Genomic DNA, 15,761 nt, shown 5'->3' with positions numbered 1-15,761 from the left:
CCCCGCACCGCCTCGCCCGCTGTACGCCTCGCCCCGGCCCGCCCCGAACGGCGCCGGGGCGAGGCGGCCTGCACCGGGGCGGCCTGCGGCGGGGCGGCCTGTCGCGGGGCATCACGTGAGCAGGCGCCGGCGGTAGCCCTCGGCCACCGCAGAGGCGCGGTCGCGCACGCCGAACTTGTCGTAGATGTGCTGCAGATGGGTCTTGATGCTCGCCTCGCCGATGAACAGCGCGGCGGCGGCCTCACGATTCGACCGGCCGTTCGCGACCAGTTGCAGCACTTCCCTCTCGCGGTCGGTCAGCGTGCCGGCGCCGGGCCTGCGCACCTGCCCCATCAGGTGCTGCATCACCGACGGCGCGAGTACCGGCTCTCCCCGCGCGGCGGCGCGGACGGCGCGCATCAGTTCCTCGGGCAGCGCGTCCTTCAGGAGATATCCGGTCGCACCCGCCTCGATCGCCGGCAGGACATCGCTCTCGCTGTCGAAGGTGGTCAGGATCAGCACGCGGGCACGCGGGGCCCGATCGCGCAGGGCCGCGGTCGCGGCGACGCCGTCCATCACGGGCATCCGCAGGTCCATGAGCACGACATCCGCCGCCAGCGACCGCGCGCGTTCGACACCCTCGGCGCCGTCCCCGGCCTCACCGACCACGACAATGTCCTCGGCGTCCGCGAAGGTGTCGCGAAGACCACCCCGCACGATCGGATGATCGTCGACAACGACCAGTCGAATCATCGGTCGAGCTCCCCCTTCGCTCGCGTGCCCCCGGGCGCGATCGCCGGAACGCGCGCACTGACGGACACCCCGTCACCCGGCGCGCCCTGCACCTCCAGGTGACCGCCGACCCCTCTGATGCGCTGGCGCATGCTCGTCAGGCCGAAGCCGGTGCCGACCTCGTCCGCGAACCCGCGTCCGTCATCGCGCACGTCCAACAGCACCTCGGTGCCCGTGTACGAGAGCGTGACACCGACGCGTGAGGCGTCCGCGTGCTTCGCCACGTTGGTCAGCGACTCCTGCGCGACCCGGAACAGAGACACCTCGATCGCCGGGCTCAGCGGCTCCCGCGTGCCGGTGACCTCCATGTGCGCGCTGGTCCCCTGCTCCCGCGACCACCGCTCGGTCAGCGTGCGCAGCGCGTCGGGGAGGTGCGCCCGCCCCAGCTCCCGGGGAGCGAGCGCCTGTACGGACCGCCTGGCCTCGGTCAGGCTGCTGCGCGCGAGCCGAAGCGCACGCCCCACGTGCTCCTCCGTCTCGCCCCGCACCCGCGCCGAACGCTCCGCCGCCTGGAGCTGCGTGATGATGCCGGCGAGGCCCTGGGCCAGCGTGTCGTGGATCTCTCCGGCCAGTCGCTGCCGCTCATCCTGCGCCCCGGCTTCACGGGCCTGGGCCACCAGTTGCGCGTGCAGTCCGGCGTTCTCGTGCAGGGCCGCCTCAAGCCGCTCGACGAGCGCCTCCCGCTTGCGTTCCTCCGGTTCGCTGCGCGCGGTCAGCACGATGCCCACCCCGATCGCCGCGGTCTGCACGGTGACGATCAGGATGAGCTCCGCGAGCGTCTGCGGGGTCGGGTCCTCCCACACACTCATCGCCGAGCCGTTGAGGGCCACGGAGGTGGTCAGGACTCCGAGCACCCCCAACGGCCACGGCTTGAGCATGTACGCGTGGAAGAAGCCCGCGACGGTGAAGACGAGGAAGATGTCGGAGTACGTCATGAGGGTGACGGACAGGGCCAGCAGTCCCACGAAGTACAGGCCCGCCGGCACGGGCCGCAGCGTCCTCCTCCTGAGGGGCAGCGTGTGCCCGAAGAGCACCCACAGCACCGAGGCCGCGACCAGCCCGAGGACGGACGCGCCCTCGGGCCAGAAGCGTTCACCGGAGGCCGGCAGCGTCCACGAGAAGTAGACCGCCGTCGAGATCGTCAGCAGCAGCCACGGTGTGACCAGCTGCAGCAGACCCCAGACCCGCAGTTGCTCCGCCTTCCAGGCCAGCCGGGAGCGGTGCGCGCTCTCCACCTCTTCCGCGATGGCGGATGCGTGCGTCCCGGAGCCCGGGTGCTCACCGGCCCCGGCATCCCGCATCATCGACTCCTACTCCCACCGGAAGAGCTTCGCGGCGATCGCGCTCGCGGTCACGGCGATGCCCGCCATTATGGCAATTTGCAGCCAGAACGGCTGGCCACCGGCGGTGGCCGTGACCTCGCCCGCCTCGGCGGACCACGCCGTGGTGAGAGCCTGCAACCCCGGCGGTATGAACTCGCCGACCGTGCGCAGCACATCGGGCATGAGGGCACGCGGCAGGAAGGCCCCGCCGAAGAACATGAGTGCGACGAACAGGAGAGTGCCGGTCTGGTTCGCGGCACCGCTCGTGGGGGCCACGGCCGCGGAGATCATGCCGATCCCCAGCAGCGCCGCGTAGCCGACGACGGAGGCGACGACGAACGCCAGCGGCCGCTCGGGCGGCGCGATGTCCAGCACCGCCCACGCGAGGAGGATCATGAGTGCCGCGGAGACGACCACCGAGGCGAACGCGACCATCATCTGCGCGAGCAGGACACTGCGCGGATGCACCGGGGTGGTCGAGAGCCTGCGCAGGATGCCGCGCTCCCGATACGTCGCGACCACCGCCGGGATGTGCTGCACGGCGATCATCACCATCCCGAACACCAGCGCCGTCGGCGCCCAGATGTCGATGGACCGGAGCCCCCCGTTCTCCGGCGACACCTCCCGGAGCGCCGGGACGGAACCCAGCCCGAGCAGGAGCCCCGCCGGGAACAGCACACCGAAGACGACGGTGGCGGAGTCCCGCAGGAAGAGTCCCGTCTCGACCTTGACCAACTTCAGCAGAGCAGGCATCAGTCCACCCTCGTGCCGGAGGATCCCGGCGTCTGCGGAGCGCGTCCGGTGAAGGCCACGAACGCGTCGTCGAGGCTGCGCTGGTCGACGCGGAGATCCTCCGCCACGACCTGCGCCCTGGCGAGGGCCCCCGCCACGCTGCTCAGCAACTGCCCCTTGCCGGTGACCAGCCAGCGTCCCCCGGTGATCTCGACACGGCTCACGTCGGGAAGATCGGTCAGAACACCCATGTCCAGCGGTTGGCTCACACGGAACCGGACCTGCTGCACCGGGCTCGACCGCGCGATCAGCCCCTCGGGCGTGTCCACGGCGGCGACCCGGCCACCGTCGATGACGGCGATCCGGTCGCTCAGGCGCTCCGCCTCATCCATGAAGTGTGTGACGAGGAGGATCGTGACGCCCGTGTCGCGAACCCGCTCGACGAGGCTCCAGGTGTCGCGCCTCGCCTGCGGATCCAGGCCCGTCGTGAGCTCGTCCAGAATCGCGATCCTCGGATTGCCGACGAGCGCGAGCGCGATCGACAGCCGCTGTTTCTGCCCGCCCGAGAGCGCCTTGTACCGCGTGTCGCGTTTCCCGGTCAGATCGAGGAGCTCCATGAGCTCGCGCCAGTCGGCGGGGTTCCGGTAGAAGGAGCTGTACAGGTCGAGGGCCTCGGCGACCTTGATCGCGTCCGGGAAGCTGCTCTCCTGGAGTTGCACGCCGAGCAGCTCACGCACCTCCGCCCGGTCCTTGACCGGGTCGAGTCCCAGCACCGAGATCGAGCCCGAGTCGGGCGTTCGCAGGCCGGCGATGCTCTCGACGGTGGTCGTCTTGCCGGCGCCGTTGGGCCCGATGATGCCGAAGATCTCCCCCTCTTCGACGGTGAAGGAGACATCCTCCACGGCAACGTGCCGCCCATAACGTTTGTGCAGATGTCGCACGTCCAATGCGGTCATGCGGCGACGCTACGAGCGCACCCCACCCCGCCACATCGACCACAACGCCCGGCCTTCGGTTGATCCCCGCATCCACCGATCGGTGGATGCGGGGCACCGCGCGGGGTGCGTCACCGGCTGGGCGGCCGGCCCGTGTCAGGCCGGGCGGACGGCGCTGTGCCAGGGCATGTAGTCGATCGACTCGACCTTGATCACATCGCCCGGCTTGGGCGCGTGGATCATCTGGCCGCCGCCGATGTACAGGCCCACGTGGCTGATGTCGCTGTAGAAGAAGACCAGGTCGCCGGGTTGCAGGTCGGACTTGGCGATCTTGGTGCCGATGTTCACCTGGTCCCAGGTCACGCGGGGGATGGTCACCCCGGCCTCGCGCCAGGCGGCCTGGGTCAGCCCCGAGCAGTCGTACGAGTTCGGTCCGGTGGCGCCCCACACGTACGGCTTGCCGATCTGGGCCTCCGCGAAGGCGATCGCGGCCTCCGCCTTCGTCGCGTACGTGCCGCCCGTGTCCGAGCCACCCGAGCCCGACCCGGACCCGGAGCCGGAGCCCGACCCGGAGCCGCCCGAGCCCTGCCCGGCCGCCGCGTCCGCCTCCTCCTGCGCGCGGGCGGCCTCCTCGGCCGCGGCCCGTTCCGCCGCCTCGCGCTCCAGGCGCTCCTGCTCGGCGACCCGCTCGGCCTCTTCCCGCTCCAGCCGCTCCAGCTCGGCCAGTTCGTCCTGCTCCTCCTCGGTCAGCTGCTCCAGCAGCTGCCGCGCCTCCGCGAGCTTGCCCTGGACGGTCTCCTTCTGCTCCTGGAGTTCGTCCTCGCGCACCACCAGTTCGTCCAGCGCCTCCGTCGCGGCGTCGCGCTGCTCGGTGGCCTGCGACTGCCGTGCGGTGAAGTCGGTGAGCGCCTGCTGCTGCTGTTCGCCGAGCCGGTCCAGCGCGTACCGCTGGTCGAAGTAGCTCTGCGGATCGGCTGACAGCATGAAGGTGATGGTGGACGGCATCGCGGAGCCGGCGCCCGTACGGTACTGGGCGGCGGCGTAACTGCCGAGCGTGCGGCGGGCCTCGTTGACCCGGTCGGTGGCCTGGGCCGCCTCGTCCAGCAGCTGTTCGACCAGCTCCTGCTGCGCGGTCACGTCCTCCTGTGCCGCGTTGTAGTGCTGGGTGGCGGTGCCGGCCTCCCGGTAGAGCGCGTCCACCCGGTCCTTGACGTCGGCGGCGCGGCCGGCCGCGGCCTCGGCGCGTTCGCGCTGGTCGTCGATGTCGTCGGCGTACGCGGTCTGCGACGACAGCAGGGTGGCCGAGGCGAGCGCGGCGGCGCCCATGCCCAGGGCGCCCCGGCGGCCGGCGGGGGATTCCAGGATTCCGGTACGCGGCTTGCGGTGAGTACCCAAGGCCGGAGGTCTCCTTCTGTGTCCACTTCCTCTGCCGCCTACCGGGGGATGGTGGCCCCCACGGCGCACCCGGAGTCAGCGGTCGGCGGCTCGTGCCGCCGGGACCGGCGGGCGGGGGAGCGAGCCACCTGCCGTCGCACGGTAGCCATCATGAGGGGCTCTTGTGAAGGCTGATGTGCGATATGACCGAAATCAATTTGTGACCTAGGACGGGTTTTCCCGCAGCCGGCGCCGTTCCCACAGGTTCGGGTGGCGGACGACGACGCCGCCCATGCCGCCGTTCCCGGTCAGCCGCAGCCCGGGCGTGCGCTCGTCGGGCACCACGTGCTCGGTCTTGTTCTTGAGCCCGCCGAGGTCTTCCTCGAAGTCGGTGGCGTCGATCGCCCAGCCCGCCGGAACCACCAGGGTCACCCCGGACATGCCGCCGTGGATCTCCACCTCGGTCTCCAGGGCGCTCAGTTCGGCCTGCGTGAAGTCGAGCTTGACGCCGCCCATGCCGCCGCGGGCGATGATCCTGGCCGGTGCCCGCCAGTGGCCGGTCCGCTCCGCGCCGCCCATCCCGCCCTTGACGGTGAGTTCGGCCGGGACGGGGCGCGCCGCGGGCCGGGGTGCGAGCGGAGCGGGGGCCGTCGCGGGCGTGGGCCCGGCGGGGCCGGGCAGGTCGGTGGTCAGCGCCGCCAGCTCGCCGTAGGTCCTGGCGGTCAGCGCCCGTTCCAGCCGCTCTTCCAGCTCGTCGAGATCGAGCCGGCCCTCCCCGGCTGCCTCGCGCAGCCGTTCGACCACGATGTCCCGGTCGGCGTGCGAGGCACGCAGTTCGTCCTGCGATCGGCGCTCGGTCATGAGACCTGATTGTAGGAGCGGACGGCGGTTCCGTGGACCCTCGGCCCGGCCGGGCCCGGGCCGGACGCACGGCGGGGCAGCCACCCGGCGCAGGGTCCTAGACTCGGGAGACGATGAGCGGCCTCTTTGACGACAGTGTTCTGGCGGATCTCGTACCCCCCGGTGCGGAGCCACCGCCGCCCCCTCCCGAGGACGACCACCGCGAGGAGGAGGTCCCGCATGCCCTCTTCGCCGCGTCCTCCGAGGTGGCCGAACGCGACCTCTGGTACCGCAACGGTGCCCCCAAGCCCGTCATGGACCCGGCACAGCTGCTCGAAGGACTGAACGAGCAGCAGCGCGCCGCCGTCACCCACAGCGACACGCCGCTGCTCATCGTGGCCGGTGCCGGCTCCGGCAAGACCCGGGTCCTCACCCACCGCATCGCGTACCTGCTGGCCGCCCGCGGCGCCCACCCCGGGCAGATCCTCGCCATCACCTTCACCAACAAGGCCGCCGGTGAGATGAAGGAGCGCGTCGAGGAACTGGTCGGCCCGCGCGCCGCCGCGATGTGGGTGATGACCTTCCACAGCGCCTGCGTGCGCATCCTGCGCCGCGAGAGCAAGCACCTCGGCTTCACCTCCAGTTTCTCCATCTACGACGCCGCCGACTCCAAGCGGCTGATGGCGCTGGTCTGCCGCGACCTGGACCTGGACCCCAAGCGGTTCCCGCCCAAGTCGTTCAGCGCCAAGGTCTCCAACCTCAAGAACGAGCTGATCGACGAGGAGACCTTCGCCGGACAGGCCACCGACGGTTTTGAGAAGACCCTCGCCGAGGCGTACGCGCTCTACCAGTCCCGGCTGCGCGAGGCCAACGCGCTGGACTTCGACGACATCATCATGACCACCGTCCACCTGCTCCAGGCGTTCCCCGACATCGCCGAGCACTACCGGCGGCGCTTCCGGCACATCCTGGTGGACGAGTACCAGGACACCAACATCGCCCAGTACACCCTCATCCGCGAGCTGGTGGGCACCGAGGAGCCGGGTGAACTGTGCGTGGTCGGTGACGCCGACCAGTCCATCTACGCCTTCCGCGGCGCCACCATCCGCAACATCCTCCAGTTCGAGGAGGACTACCCGCAGGCCACCACCCTGCTCCTGGAGCAGAACTACCGCTCCACCCAGACCATCCTCTCCGCCGCCAACGCCGTCATCGAGCGCAACGAGAGCCGCCGTCCCAAGAACCTGTGGACCCAGGCCGGCGCCGGCGCCCGCATCATCGGCTACGTCGCGGACACCGAGCACGACGAGGCCCAGTTCGCGGCCGACGAGATCGACCGGCTCACGGACGCGGGCGACGCGAAGCCGGGCGATGTCGCCGTCTTCTACCGCACCAACGCCCAGTCCCGGGTCTTCGAAGAGGTCTTCATCCGGGTCGGCCTGCCCTACAAGGTCGTCGGCGGCGTCCGCTTCTACGAGCGGCGAGAGGTCCGCGACGTCCTCGCCTATCTGCGGGTGCTGGCCAACCCCGAGGACACCGTGCCGCTGCGCCGCATCCTCAACGTCCCCAAGCGCGGCATCGGCGACCGCGCCGAGGCGATGATCGACGCGCTCGCCCAGCGCGAGAAGATCTCCTTCGCGCAGGCGCTCGTACGGGTGGAGGAGGCGTACGGCATGGCGGCGCGTTCCATGAACGCCGTCAAACGCTTCAACGTCCTCATGGAGGAGCTGCGCACGATCGCCGAATCCGGCGCCGGGCCCGCCACCGTACTGGAGGCGGTGCTCGAACAGACCGGCTATCTGGCGGAGTTGCAGTCCTCCACCGACCCGCAGGACGAGACCCGGGTGGAGAACCTCCAGGAGCTGGCCTCCGTCGCCCTGGAATTCGAGCAGGAGCGCGAAGGCGAGGAGGAGGAAACCTCCGGCACCCTCGCCGAATTCCTCGAACGGGTCGCGCTGGTCGCCGACTCCGACCAGATCCCGGACGAGGCGGAGGGCGAGGACAAGGGGGTGATCACCCTCATGACCCTGCACACCGCCAAGGGCCTGGAGTTCCCGGTGGTCTTCCTCAGCGGCATGGAGGACGGCGTCTTCCCGCACATGCGCTCGCTCGGCAAGACCAAGGAGCTGGAGGAGGAGCGCCGGCTCGCGTACGTCGGCATCACGCGGGCGCGCGAGCGGCTGTACGTCACCCGGGCGGCGCTGCGCAGCGCCTGGGGGCAGCCGCAGCACAACCCGCCCTCCAGGTTCCTGGAGGAGATCCCCGAACAGCACCTGGAGTGGCGCCGCACCGGCCCGCTCGCGCCGCCCCCGCCCGCCCCGATCGGCCGCCGCCCCGCCTCCTCCGGGACGGCGACCGGCGGCTTCGCGACCAACCGGGCGCCCGCCAGGGGCGGTACGCAGCGGGAGGTGGTGGCGCTGACGGCCGGCGACCGGGTCAGCCACGACTCGTTCGGCCTGGGCCGGGTGGTCTCGGTGCAGGGCAGCGGGGACCGGGCGGAGGCGACGATCGACTTCGGCGGGGAAAAACCCAAGCGGTTGCTGCTGCGTTACGCTCCGGTGGAAAAGCTCTGAGGCATGTCGCTGTCCTGTCACAGACAGGATAAAAACCTTGTGAAGTCACCCCGGACGAGATGAGATGACTCGGCATTGCTTTCGTCATTGCCTTCGTCGTTTCGCACGTACTCCTCTTCTTCACCGACCACGGAGTACGGATCACTCTCCACCCAGGGGGACTTCATGAGCCAGCCGTGGCAGCAGCCGCAACAGCCGGGCGGGTACGGCCAGCAGCCGCCGCCGAACCAGCCTCCGCCCGGCGGTGGCTACGGCCAGCCCCAGCAGCCCCAGCAGCCGCCGCAGCCCGGTTACGGCTACCCGCAGCAGCCCCCGGCCGGTGGCCCCGGCGCCTACGGGCAGCCGCCGCAGCAGCCGTACGGTGGCGCGCCGCAGGGCGGCTTCCCGCCGCCCCCGCCGCCGCCGGCCGCCGCCGGCGGCAACAAGGTCCTGCTGGCGATCCTGGCGGCGCTGGGCATCGGCATCGTGCTGTTCATCGCGTACGGCTACATCGTGGCCGGGATGTTCGACGAGGAGTCCGGCGAGTACCCGCAGTTCACGTATGCCGCGGTGGTCATCGGCGCGCTGATCGGGCTGCCGATCGGCAAGCTGGTCCCGCGCAACTGGGGCCTGTACGCGGCGGGCGCGGCGATCGCCCTGGTCGCGATGTTCCTCGGTGAACTGTTCGCGCTCTCGGCGATCATCGCCGACCAGGCCGACAGCATCTCCGCCAGTGAGGCGGCCATGTACGGGATCGAGCAGAAGAGCGCCTTCGGTTACCTCTTCGGTGACTTCGGGGACATCTTCGACTCCTGGAAGGAGTCGGCCGAGGCGATCAACTGGATCTTCGTCTTCGTGGCCCCGCTGGCCGCCCTCGGTGTCGCCTACCGGGTGGGTCAGAGCCAGAACAGCTGACCGGCACCCCCGGCCCGCACGCGGAACGGCCCGCCTCCCCGAAGGGAGGCGGGCCGTTCCGCGTTGCGTGTGATCAGCCGTGCGTCAGTTGGGCTCAAGACCCTTGTTGCGCAGCCAGGTGAGCGGGTCGATGGTGCCGCCGGAAGCCGGCCGTACCTCGAAGTGCAGGTGCGGCCCGGTGGAGTTGCCGGAGTTGCCGGAGTAGGCGATGACCGTGCCGGCCTGGACGTAGCCGGACTGGTAGGTGGTGCTGCTCAGATGCGCGTACCAGGTCTCGGTGCCGTCGGCCGCGGTGAGGATCAGCAGGTTGCCGTAGCTGATGTGCCACTGGGTGCGGATGGTGCCGTCGGTGGCGGCCTTCACCGGGGTGCCGTAGCTGACCGGGAAGTCGATGCCGGTGTGCAGCGACAGCCAGTTGATGCCGGCCTGGCCGTAGTACGAGCTGAGGCCGCGCTGGTCGACCGGGAGCGCGAACTTGGGGCGCTCCGCCTCGATCCGCGCGGCCTCGGCCTCGGCGTCCAGCCGTTCCTGCTCCAGCCGTTCCTCCAGGTCGATACGGCCCTGGGTGCGGTTGGCGCGGTCGGCGTAGTCGTCGACGGCGGCCGACAGGCTCTCCAGCTGGGTGTCGAACTCCTTGTTTGCCTCGACCGTCTTGGCCTCGCCGGGGTCGGGGGCGGCCACCGGGGGCTCGTCCTCGACGCTGTCGGAGGTGGAGACGGTGGCGGCGGTGGCCACGGCGGTCATGCCCAGGACGGCGAGGGAGGGTGCGGCGACCGAGAGGAAGGCGGAGCGCTTGGGCTTGACGCAGCGGCGCCGGCCGCGGCCCGCCGGGCGTTCGGGGGCGCACTCGTCCTGGAGGTCGTCCTGCGGGCCCTCCGAGGGCTGCCAGGGCTCCGGTGTCCAGGCGTCGGCCGTGGACGGGTCACCGTCGGCGTCCTCGGCGGTCTCCCGCTCGTAGGGTGCTTCGGTGTCCGGGCCGGCCGCTGTCGTGGCGTCCGGATCGCCGTGCGCCTCCGTGCCCATCCCCGGGGCCGTGCCCGGTTCCTGTTCGGACTCCGGCTGATACTCCTGTTCGTACAGGGGAGTTCCGTGCACGGGGGTGTCGTACGGGTCCGCGACAGGGGAGCCGTAGGTCTCGTACGCGTCGTAACCGGCGTACGTCTGCTGCCCGTCGGCGGTGGCGGTGGCCTCGTGCTCCGGCGCCAGGGTGGCGGTGCCGGCTGCGGGGGTCTGCTGCTGCTCCCAGCCGTAGGCGCTGTCCCAGCCGCCCTGGTACGCCTCGTAGCCGTCGTACCCGTGGGCCGGTGCGTGCGTCTGGGGCTGCCCGTGGGCCTGCGTGTAGGTCTGCTCCGGTGCGTGGCCCGGTGCCTGGTACCCGTCGTACGTCGCGTAACCGTCGTACGAGAGCGTCCCGTAGGAGGGGTTTCCGATCTCGTCAGTGTGGCCAGTCGGAGAGAAGACTCCCGACGGGTGACGATCGCTCACTGACTACGCCTTTCGGCTCGACTACAGGAGCTGGGGTGGGGACCCGGCGGCTGCGTACGGCAGCGCGACTGTACCTGTCGTTTCCGGGCCGCGACAATCTTTCCCGGGGTTTCGCGGGTTCAAGAATCGGGCAATCAGTCGTCATTCGGGACCGGCACCATCGGTGCCACACGATGTGTTCGATATCTGTTCGAGCAAAAGGTCCCGCCGGTGCCCCGTGCCCTCTCTTTTCCTCCTCCCCTGTGATCTGTCTCGCGGCGCGTGCGTAAGCCTGGCCCGTTGCGGGATGCTGAGGTTAATGTCCGTTCACTCCGGCATCGGTGCCGGAGCTCCTCGGGAGGCTTCTGATGGGTGTTTCCGGACCGATCCGTGTCGTGATCGCCAAGCCAGGGCTCGACGGTCACGACCGCGGCGCGAAGGTCATCGCGCGCGCCCTGCGGGATGCGGGGATGGAGGTCATCTACACCGGCCTGCACCAGACCCCCGAGCAGATCGTGGACACCGCCATTCAGGAGGACGCCGACGCGATCGGCCTTTCCGTCCTCTCCGGCGCGCACAACACACTCTTCGCCCGGGTGATCGAACTTCTGAAGGAGAGGGGCGCCGCCGATATCAAGGTCTTCGGGGGAGGGATCATCCCGGAGGCGGACATTCCGCCGCTGAAAGCCGCCGGGGTCTCGGCGATCTTCACCCCGGGGGCGCCCACCGGCGATGTCGTGACCTGGGTCCGCGACCACATCAGGGCCGCCTGAGGGAGCCGCGGCGACCCGTGCCGTACGGTTTTGTGACCCTTGTCACCACCCAGGTGTGACCTGGATTTCAGATAGGCAAATTGCCCCCCGGTACGCTGCTCTGCGGACCTGCCGCGTGCTCGCATGCGCTGCGGCCACCCGGCACGCCCACGCTGAATCGACGAACCGCGAGACCACTGATTGAGGGACGGACGCGCGTGGACCTGTTCGAGTATCAGGCGAGGGACATCTTCGCCAAGCATGACGTACCGGTGCTGGCCGGTGAAGTCATCGACACGCCGGAGGCGGCGCGCGCGGTGACCGAGCGACTGGGCGGCCGTGCGGTCGTCAAGGCGCAGGTCAAGGTCGGTGGCCGCGGCAAGGCCGGCGGCGTGAAGCTGGCTTCCGACCCGCAGGACGCGGTCGACAAGGCCGGCGCCATCCTGGGCATGGACATCAAGGGCCACACCGTTCACAAGGTGATGCTGGCCCAGACCGCGGACATCGCGGAGGAGTACTACGTCTCCTTCCTGCTGGACCGCACCAACCGCACCTTCCTCGCCATGGCGTCCGTCGAGGGCGGTGTCGAGATCGAAGAGGTCGCGGCCACCAACCCCGAGGCCCTGGCCAAGATCGCGGTCGACCCGATCGACGGCGTGACCGAGGCCAAGGCGCGCGAGATCGTCGAGGCGGCGAAGTTCCCGGCCGACATCGCCGACCAGGTCGTCTTCACCCTCCAGAAGCTGTGGGACGTCTTCATCAAGGAAGACGCCCTGCTGGTCGAGGTCAACCCGCTGGTGAAGACCGGCGACGGCAAGATCATCGCCCTGGACGGCAAGGTCTCCCTGGACGCGAACGCCGAGTTCCGTCAGCCCGGCCACGCCGAGCTGGAGGACAAGGCCGCGGCCAATCCGCTGGAGGCGGCGGCCAAGGCCAAGGGCCTGAACTACGTCAAGCTGGACGACGGCAACGTCGGCATCATCGGCAACGGCGCCGGGCTCGTCATGAGCACCCTGGACGTCGTGGCGTACGCGGGCGAGGCCCACGGTGGCGCCAAGCCGGCCAACTTCCTCGACATCGGTGGCGGCGCCTCGGCCGAGGTGATGGCCAACGGTCTGGAGATCATCCTGGGCGACCCCGACGTCAAGTCGGTCTTCGTGAACGTCTTCGGCGGCATCACCGCGTGTGACGCGGTCGCCAACGGCATCGTCCAGGCGCTGGACCTGCTCGCCGGCAAGGGCGAAGAGGTCACCAAGCCGCTGGTCGTCCGTCTGGACGGCAACAACGCCGAGCTGGGCCGGCAGATCCTGACCGACGCCAACCACCCGCTGGTGGAGCAGGTCGACACCATGGACGGCGCGGCCGACCGTGCCGCCGAGCTGGCCGCCAAGTAACGACGGACGAGGACACCGAACACACCATGGCTATCTTTCTCACCAAGGAAAGCAAGGTCATCGTCCAGGGGATGACCGGCTCCGAGGGCCAGAAGCACACCCGGCGGATGCTCGCCGCCGGCACCAACATCGTCGGCGGTGTCAACCCGCGCAAGGCGGGCACCACCGTTGACTTCGACGGCACCGAGATCCCGGTCTTCGGTGGCGTCAAGGACGCCATCGAGGCGACCGGCGCCGACGTGACCGTCATCTTCGTGCCGGAGAAGTTCACCAAGGACGCGGTCATCGAGGCGATCGACGCCGAGATCCCGCTGGCCGTCGTGATCACCGAGGGCATCGCGGTGCACGACACCGCCGCGTTCTGGGCGTACGCCGGCAAGAAGGGCAACAAGACCCGCATCATCGGTCCCAACTGCCCCGGCCTGATCACCCCCGGCCAGTCCAACGCGGGCATCATCCCGGCCGACATCACCAAGCCCGGCCGGATCGGTCTGGTGTCGAAGTCCGGCACCCTGACCTACCAGATGATGTACGAGCTGCGCGACATCGGCTTCAGCTCGGCGGTCGGCATCGGCGGTGACCCGATCATCGGCACCACCCACATCGACGCCCTCGCGGCGTTCGAGGCCGACCCCGACACCGACCTGATCGTGATGATCGGCGAGATCGGCGGCGACGCCGAGGAGCGGGCCGCGGACTTCATCAAGGCCAACGTCACCAAGCCAGTCGTCGGCTACGTGGCGGGCTTCACCGCGCCCGAGGGCAAGACCATGGGCCACGCCGGCGCCATCGTCTCCGGCTCCTCCGGCACGGCGCAGGCCAAGAAGGAGGCCCTGGAGGCCGCGGGCGTGAAGGTCGGCAAGACCCCGTCCGAGACGGCGCTGCTGGCCCGCGAGCTGCTGGCCGCGAGCTGACCGTTCCGTAGTACCGCACGAGGGTGCCCTCCGCCGCACGGCGGAGGGCACCCTCGTGTGTTTCCCCGGTACCCGTTCCGGCGCACCGGCGTGCGCTCACGGCGTGCGCAGCGCGCCCAGCGGCTCGGGGTCCGCCTCCAGCGCGGTGGCCGCCGCCTTCCAGCCCGTGTCACCGGGACGCAGGGCGCTGTGCAGGAAGGCGGTGCTCAGCCGCTGGACCAGCGCCACCCGGGCGGGGCTCTCGTCCGTCGTCTCGGCGGCCTCGTACCCGCTGATGCCGCCGAGCGAGTGCTCCGCGCCGAACAGGGTGAGCAGGGACGTGGTCCCGGGGCTGTGGGTGTGGGCGTCGGTGAACCAGTCGGGGCCCCGGGTGGAGAGCGCGGACTGATCCCGGTCGCCGGCGACGACGAGCGCCGGTGTCGTCATGGTGGCGAAGGACGGCCGCATGAAGGGCAGATGCTCCCGCGCGAAGGGGCTCAGGTCATCGCCCAGGCCGGTCACCGCGAACAGCACACCCGCGCCGACCCGGGGATCGGACAGGTCGTCGCCCGGCGCGCCGTCGGCGTCCAGGACACGCGCGCCCAGCAGCATGCTCGCGCTCTGGGCGCCCCAGGAGTGGCCGGCGACGGCGATCCGCTCGTGGTCGACGCGCCCGGCGAGGCCCGGTACGGCGGCCTCCAGCACGTCGAGCCGGTCCAGCACACGGAACAGGTCCTCGACGCGGTAGCGCCAGATCCTGGGTGTGCGGGGATCGTCGGCGGGCAGGGCGAGCGTGCGGGAGTCCAGGTGGGTGGGCTGGAGGACGACGAATCCGTGGGCCGCCCAGTGGTCGGCGAGCGGGCCGTAGCCGTGCAGTGAGGACCCGTGACCGTGCGAGAGGACGATGACGGGCAGTTCGCCGCCGGTGGCGGGGGCCGACACCCGTACCCGCAGGTCCGTTCCCCGGCCGGGGGCGGGGAGGACGACGGGCTGCGCGGATATCACCGCGGCGGGCGCGTGGGTCGGGGTTGTGGTGGTGGTCGGGTCGGTCATGGATGTGCCTTCCGCTGTCTGCCGCCGTGCGCTCCCGGCCTGATCAGGGCAGGGGAGGGCCCGGCGGTCTGTCATCATGGGAAAACGGAACCGTGCTCCGTTCCCGACGATACGGAACGCTGTTCCGCTTTGCAATCTCGTGGAAGGACCTCGTGGTGAACGACAGCGGCCAGGGCGCGGACGGCGCGCCCGGAGCACGGCGCAAGGACGCCCGGCGCAACCGCCAGACCCTGCTGGAGGCGGCCGCCACGGTCTTCGTCACCTCGGGCGTGGAGGCACCCGTGCGCGACATCGCCACCGCGGCCGGGGTCGGCATGGGCACCATCTACCGGCACTTCCCCACCCGGGCCGACCTGGTCATCGCCGTCTACCACCACCAGATCGACGCCTGCGCCGAGGCGGGGCCCGCCCTGCTGGCGGAAGGGCCGACCCCGCACGCCGCCCTGGGGCGGTGGGTCGACCTCTTCGTGGACTTCCTGGTCACCAAGCACGGCCTCGCGGCGGCGCTCCAGGCCGACAACGCCCGCTTCCAGACGCTGCACGCCCACTTCCTGGACCGCCTCGTACCGGTGTGCGCGCACCTCCTGAACGCCGCCGTCGACTCCGGCGAGATCCGCCCCGGCATCGAAGCGCTCCAGCTCATGCACGGCATCGGCAACCTCTGCATCGGCGCCGACCGCGACCCCGACTACGACGCGCGCCTGCTGGTCGGCCTCCTCGTCGCGGGACTGCGCCGACCGGACCCCGTGCCCTAGGCTCTGTCG

At 70.6% G+C, this 15,761-nt stretch carries 14 protein-coding genes; 6 read left to right on the top strand and 8 right to left on the bottom strand.

Annotated elements, in window-relative coordinates; translation table 11 throughout:
• Positions 1-111 precede the first annotated feature (111 nt).
• The 6 genes from H7827_RS11200 to H7827_RS11175 all read right to left on the bottom strand — a co-directional run bounded on the left by H7827_RS11200 (position 112) and on the right by H7827_RS11175 (position 5,995).
• Positions 112-732 (bottom strand): response regulator, encoded by a 621-nt coding sequence (locus H7827_RS11200; protein ID WP_386534423.1) that lies wholly within the window; start codon positions 730-732, stop codon positions 112-114.
• The gene (locus tag H7827_RS11195; RefSeq protein ID WP_432744610.1) at positions 729-2,072 is read right to left on the bottom strand and encodes a sensor histidine kinase; all 1,344 of its coding nucleotides are present in this window, start codon (positions 2,070-2,072) and stop codon (positions 729-731) included. Before H7827_RS11195 ends, H7827_RS11200 begins: the two co-directional genes overlap by 4 nt.
• 9 nt (positions 2,073-2,081) lie before the next feature.
• Positions 2,082-2,846, bottom strand: a complete 765-nt coding sequence (locus tag H7827_RS11190; protein WP_432744608.1) for an ABC transporter permease — start codon at positions 2,844-2,846, stop codon at positions 2,082-2,084.
• Positions 2,846-3,781: an ABC transporter ATP-binding protein gene (locus H7827_RS11185; protein ID WP_432744606.1), complete on the bottom strand. Its 936-nt coding sequence runs from the start codon at positions 3,779-3,781 to the stop codon at positions 2,846-2,848. Before H7827_RS11185 ends, H7827_RS11190 begins: the two co-directional genes overlap by 1 nt.
• 135 nt (positions 3,782-3,916) lie before the next feature.
• Positions 3,917-5,155 (bottom strand): NlpC/P60 family protein, encoded by a 1,239-nt coding sequence (locus H7827_RS11180; protein ID WP_400010264.1) that lies wholly within the window; start codon positions 5,153-5,155, stop codon positions 3,917-3,919.
• 204 nt (positions 5,156-5,359) lie between these two features.
• Complete coding sequence (locus H7827_RS11175; protein WP_364239531.1) at positions 5,360-5,995, bottom strand: DUF1707 SHOCT-like domain-containing protein; 636 nt, start codon at positions 5,993-5,995, stop codon at positions 5,360-5,362.
• 113 nt (positions 5,996-6,108) lie between these two features.
• Here H7827_RS11175 and pcrA point away from each other — a divergent pair, with 113 nt between their 5' ends.
• Together pcrA and H7827_RS11165 are read left to right on the top strand one after the other, a co-directional pair.
• Positions 6,109-8,547, top strand: a complete 2,439-nt coding sequence (gene pcrA / locus H7827_RS11170) for a DNA helicase PcrA (RefSeq protein WP_432744603.1) — start codon at positions 6,109-6,111, stop codon at positions 8,545-8,547.
• Positions 8,548-8,712: 165 nt separating this feature from the next.
• Positions 8,713-9,441: a hypothetical protein gene (locus tag H7827_RS11165; protein ID WP_432744601.1), complete on the top strand. Its 729-nt coding sequence runs from the start codon at positions 8,713-8,715 to the stop codon at positions 9,439-9,441.
• An 84-nt stretch (positions 9,442-9,525) separates the two neighbouring features.
• Here the strand turns inward: H7827_RS11165 and H7827_RS11160 are convergent, their stop codons facing one another.
• Positions 9,526-10,926 carry a peptidoglycan DD-metalloendopeptidase family protein gene (locus tag H7827_RS11160; protein ID WP_432744599.1) on the bottom strand — a complete coding sequence of 467 codons (1,401 nt, stop codon included), beginning with the start codon at positions 10,924-10,926 and terminating at the stop codon, positions 9,526-9,528.
• 347 nt (positions 10,927-11,273) lie between these two features.
• Between H7827_RS11160 and H7827_RS11155 the strand changes: the two genes are divergently transcribed.
• The 3 genes from H7827_RS11155 to sucD all read left to right on the top strand — a co-directional run bounded on the left by H7827_RS11155 (position 11,274) and on the right by sucD (position 13,965).
• A complete protein-coding gene (locus tag H7827_RS11155; protein ID WP_432747974.1) occupies positions 11,274-11,678 on the top strand; it encodes a cobalamin B12-binding domain-containing protein in 405 nt (134 codons plus the stop codon).
• 197 nt (positions 11,679-11,875) lie between these two features.
• Positions 11,876-13,051, top strand: a complete 1,176-nt coding sequence (gene sucC / locus H7827_RS11150; protein ID WP_030728990.1) for an ADP-forming succinate--CoA ligase subunit beta — start codon at positions 11,876-11,878, stop codon at positions 13,049-13,051.
• A gap of 26 nt (positions 13,052-13,077) precedes the next feature.
• Positions 13,078-13,965 (top strand): succinate--CoA ligase subunit alpha, encoded by an 888-nt coding sequence (gene sucD, locus H7827_RS11145; RefSeq protein WP_030728988.1) that lies wholly within the window; start codon positions 13,078-13,080, stop codon positions 13,963-13,965.
• A gap of 96 nt (positions 13,966-14,061) precedes the next feature.
• Here sucD and H7827_RS11140 read toward each other — a convergent pair whose 3' ends face one another.
• Positions 14,062-14,997, bottom strand: a complete 936-nt coding sequence (locus H7827_RS11140; RefSeq protein WP_432744596.1) for an alpha/beta hydrolase family protein — start codon at positions 14,995-14,997, stop codon at positions 14,062-14,064.
• A gap of 155 nt (positions 14,998-15,152) precedes the next feature.
• On the opposite strand from H7827_RS11140, the gene H7827_RS11135 reads away from it, so the two are divergent.
• Entirely contained in the window at positions 15,153-15,752 is a 600-nt protein-coding gene (locus H7827_RS11135; RefSeq protein WP_432744594.1) for a TetR/AcrR family transcriptional regulator, read from the top strand.
• The last annotated feature ends 9 nt before the right edge of the window (positions 15,753-15,761 follow it).

This window comes from Streptomyces sp. JH002, assembly GCF_050916115.1.
Lineage (GTDB): Bacteria > Actinomycetota > Actinomycetes > Streptomycetales > Streptomycetaceae > Streptomyces > Streptomyces xiamenensis.
Note: the sequence above shows the minus strand (reverse complement) of the source record. Positions and strands in the feature narration are given on the sequence as shown.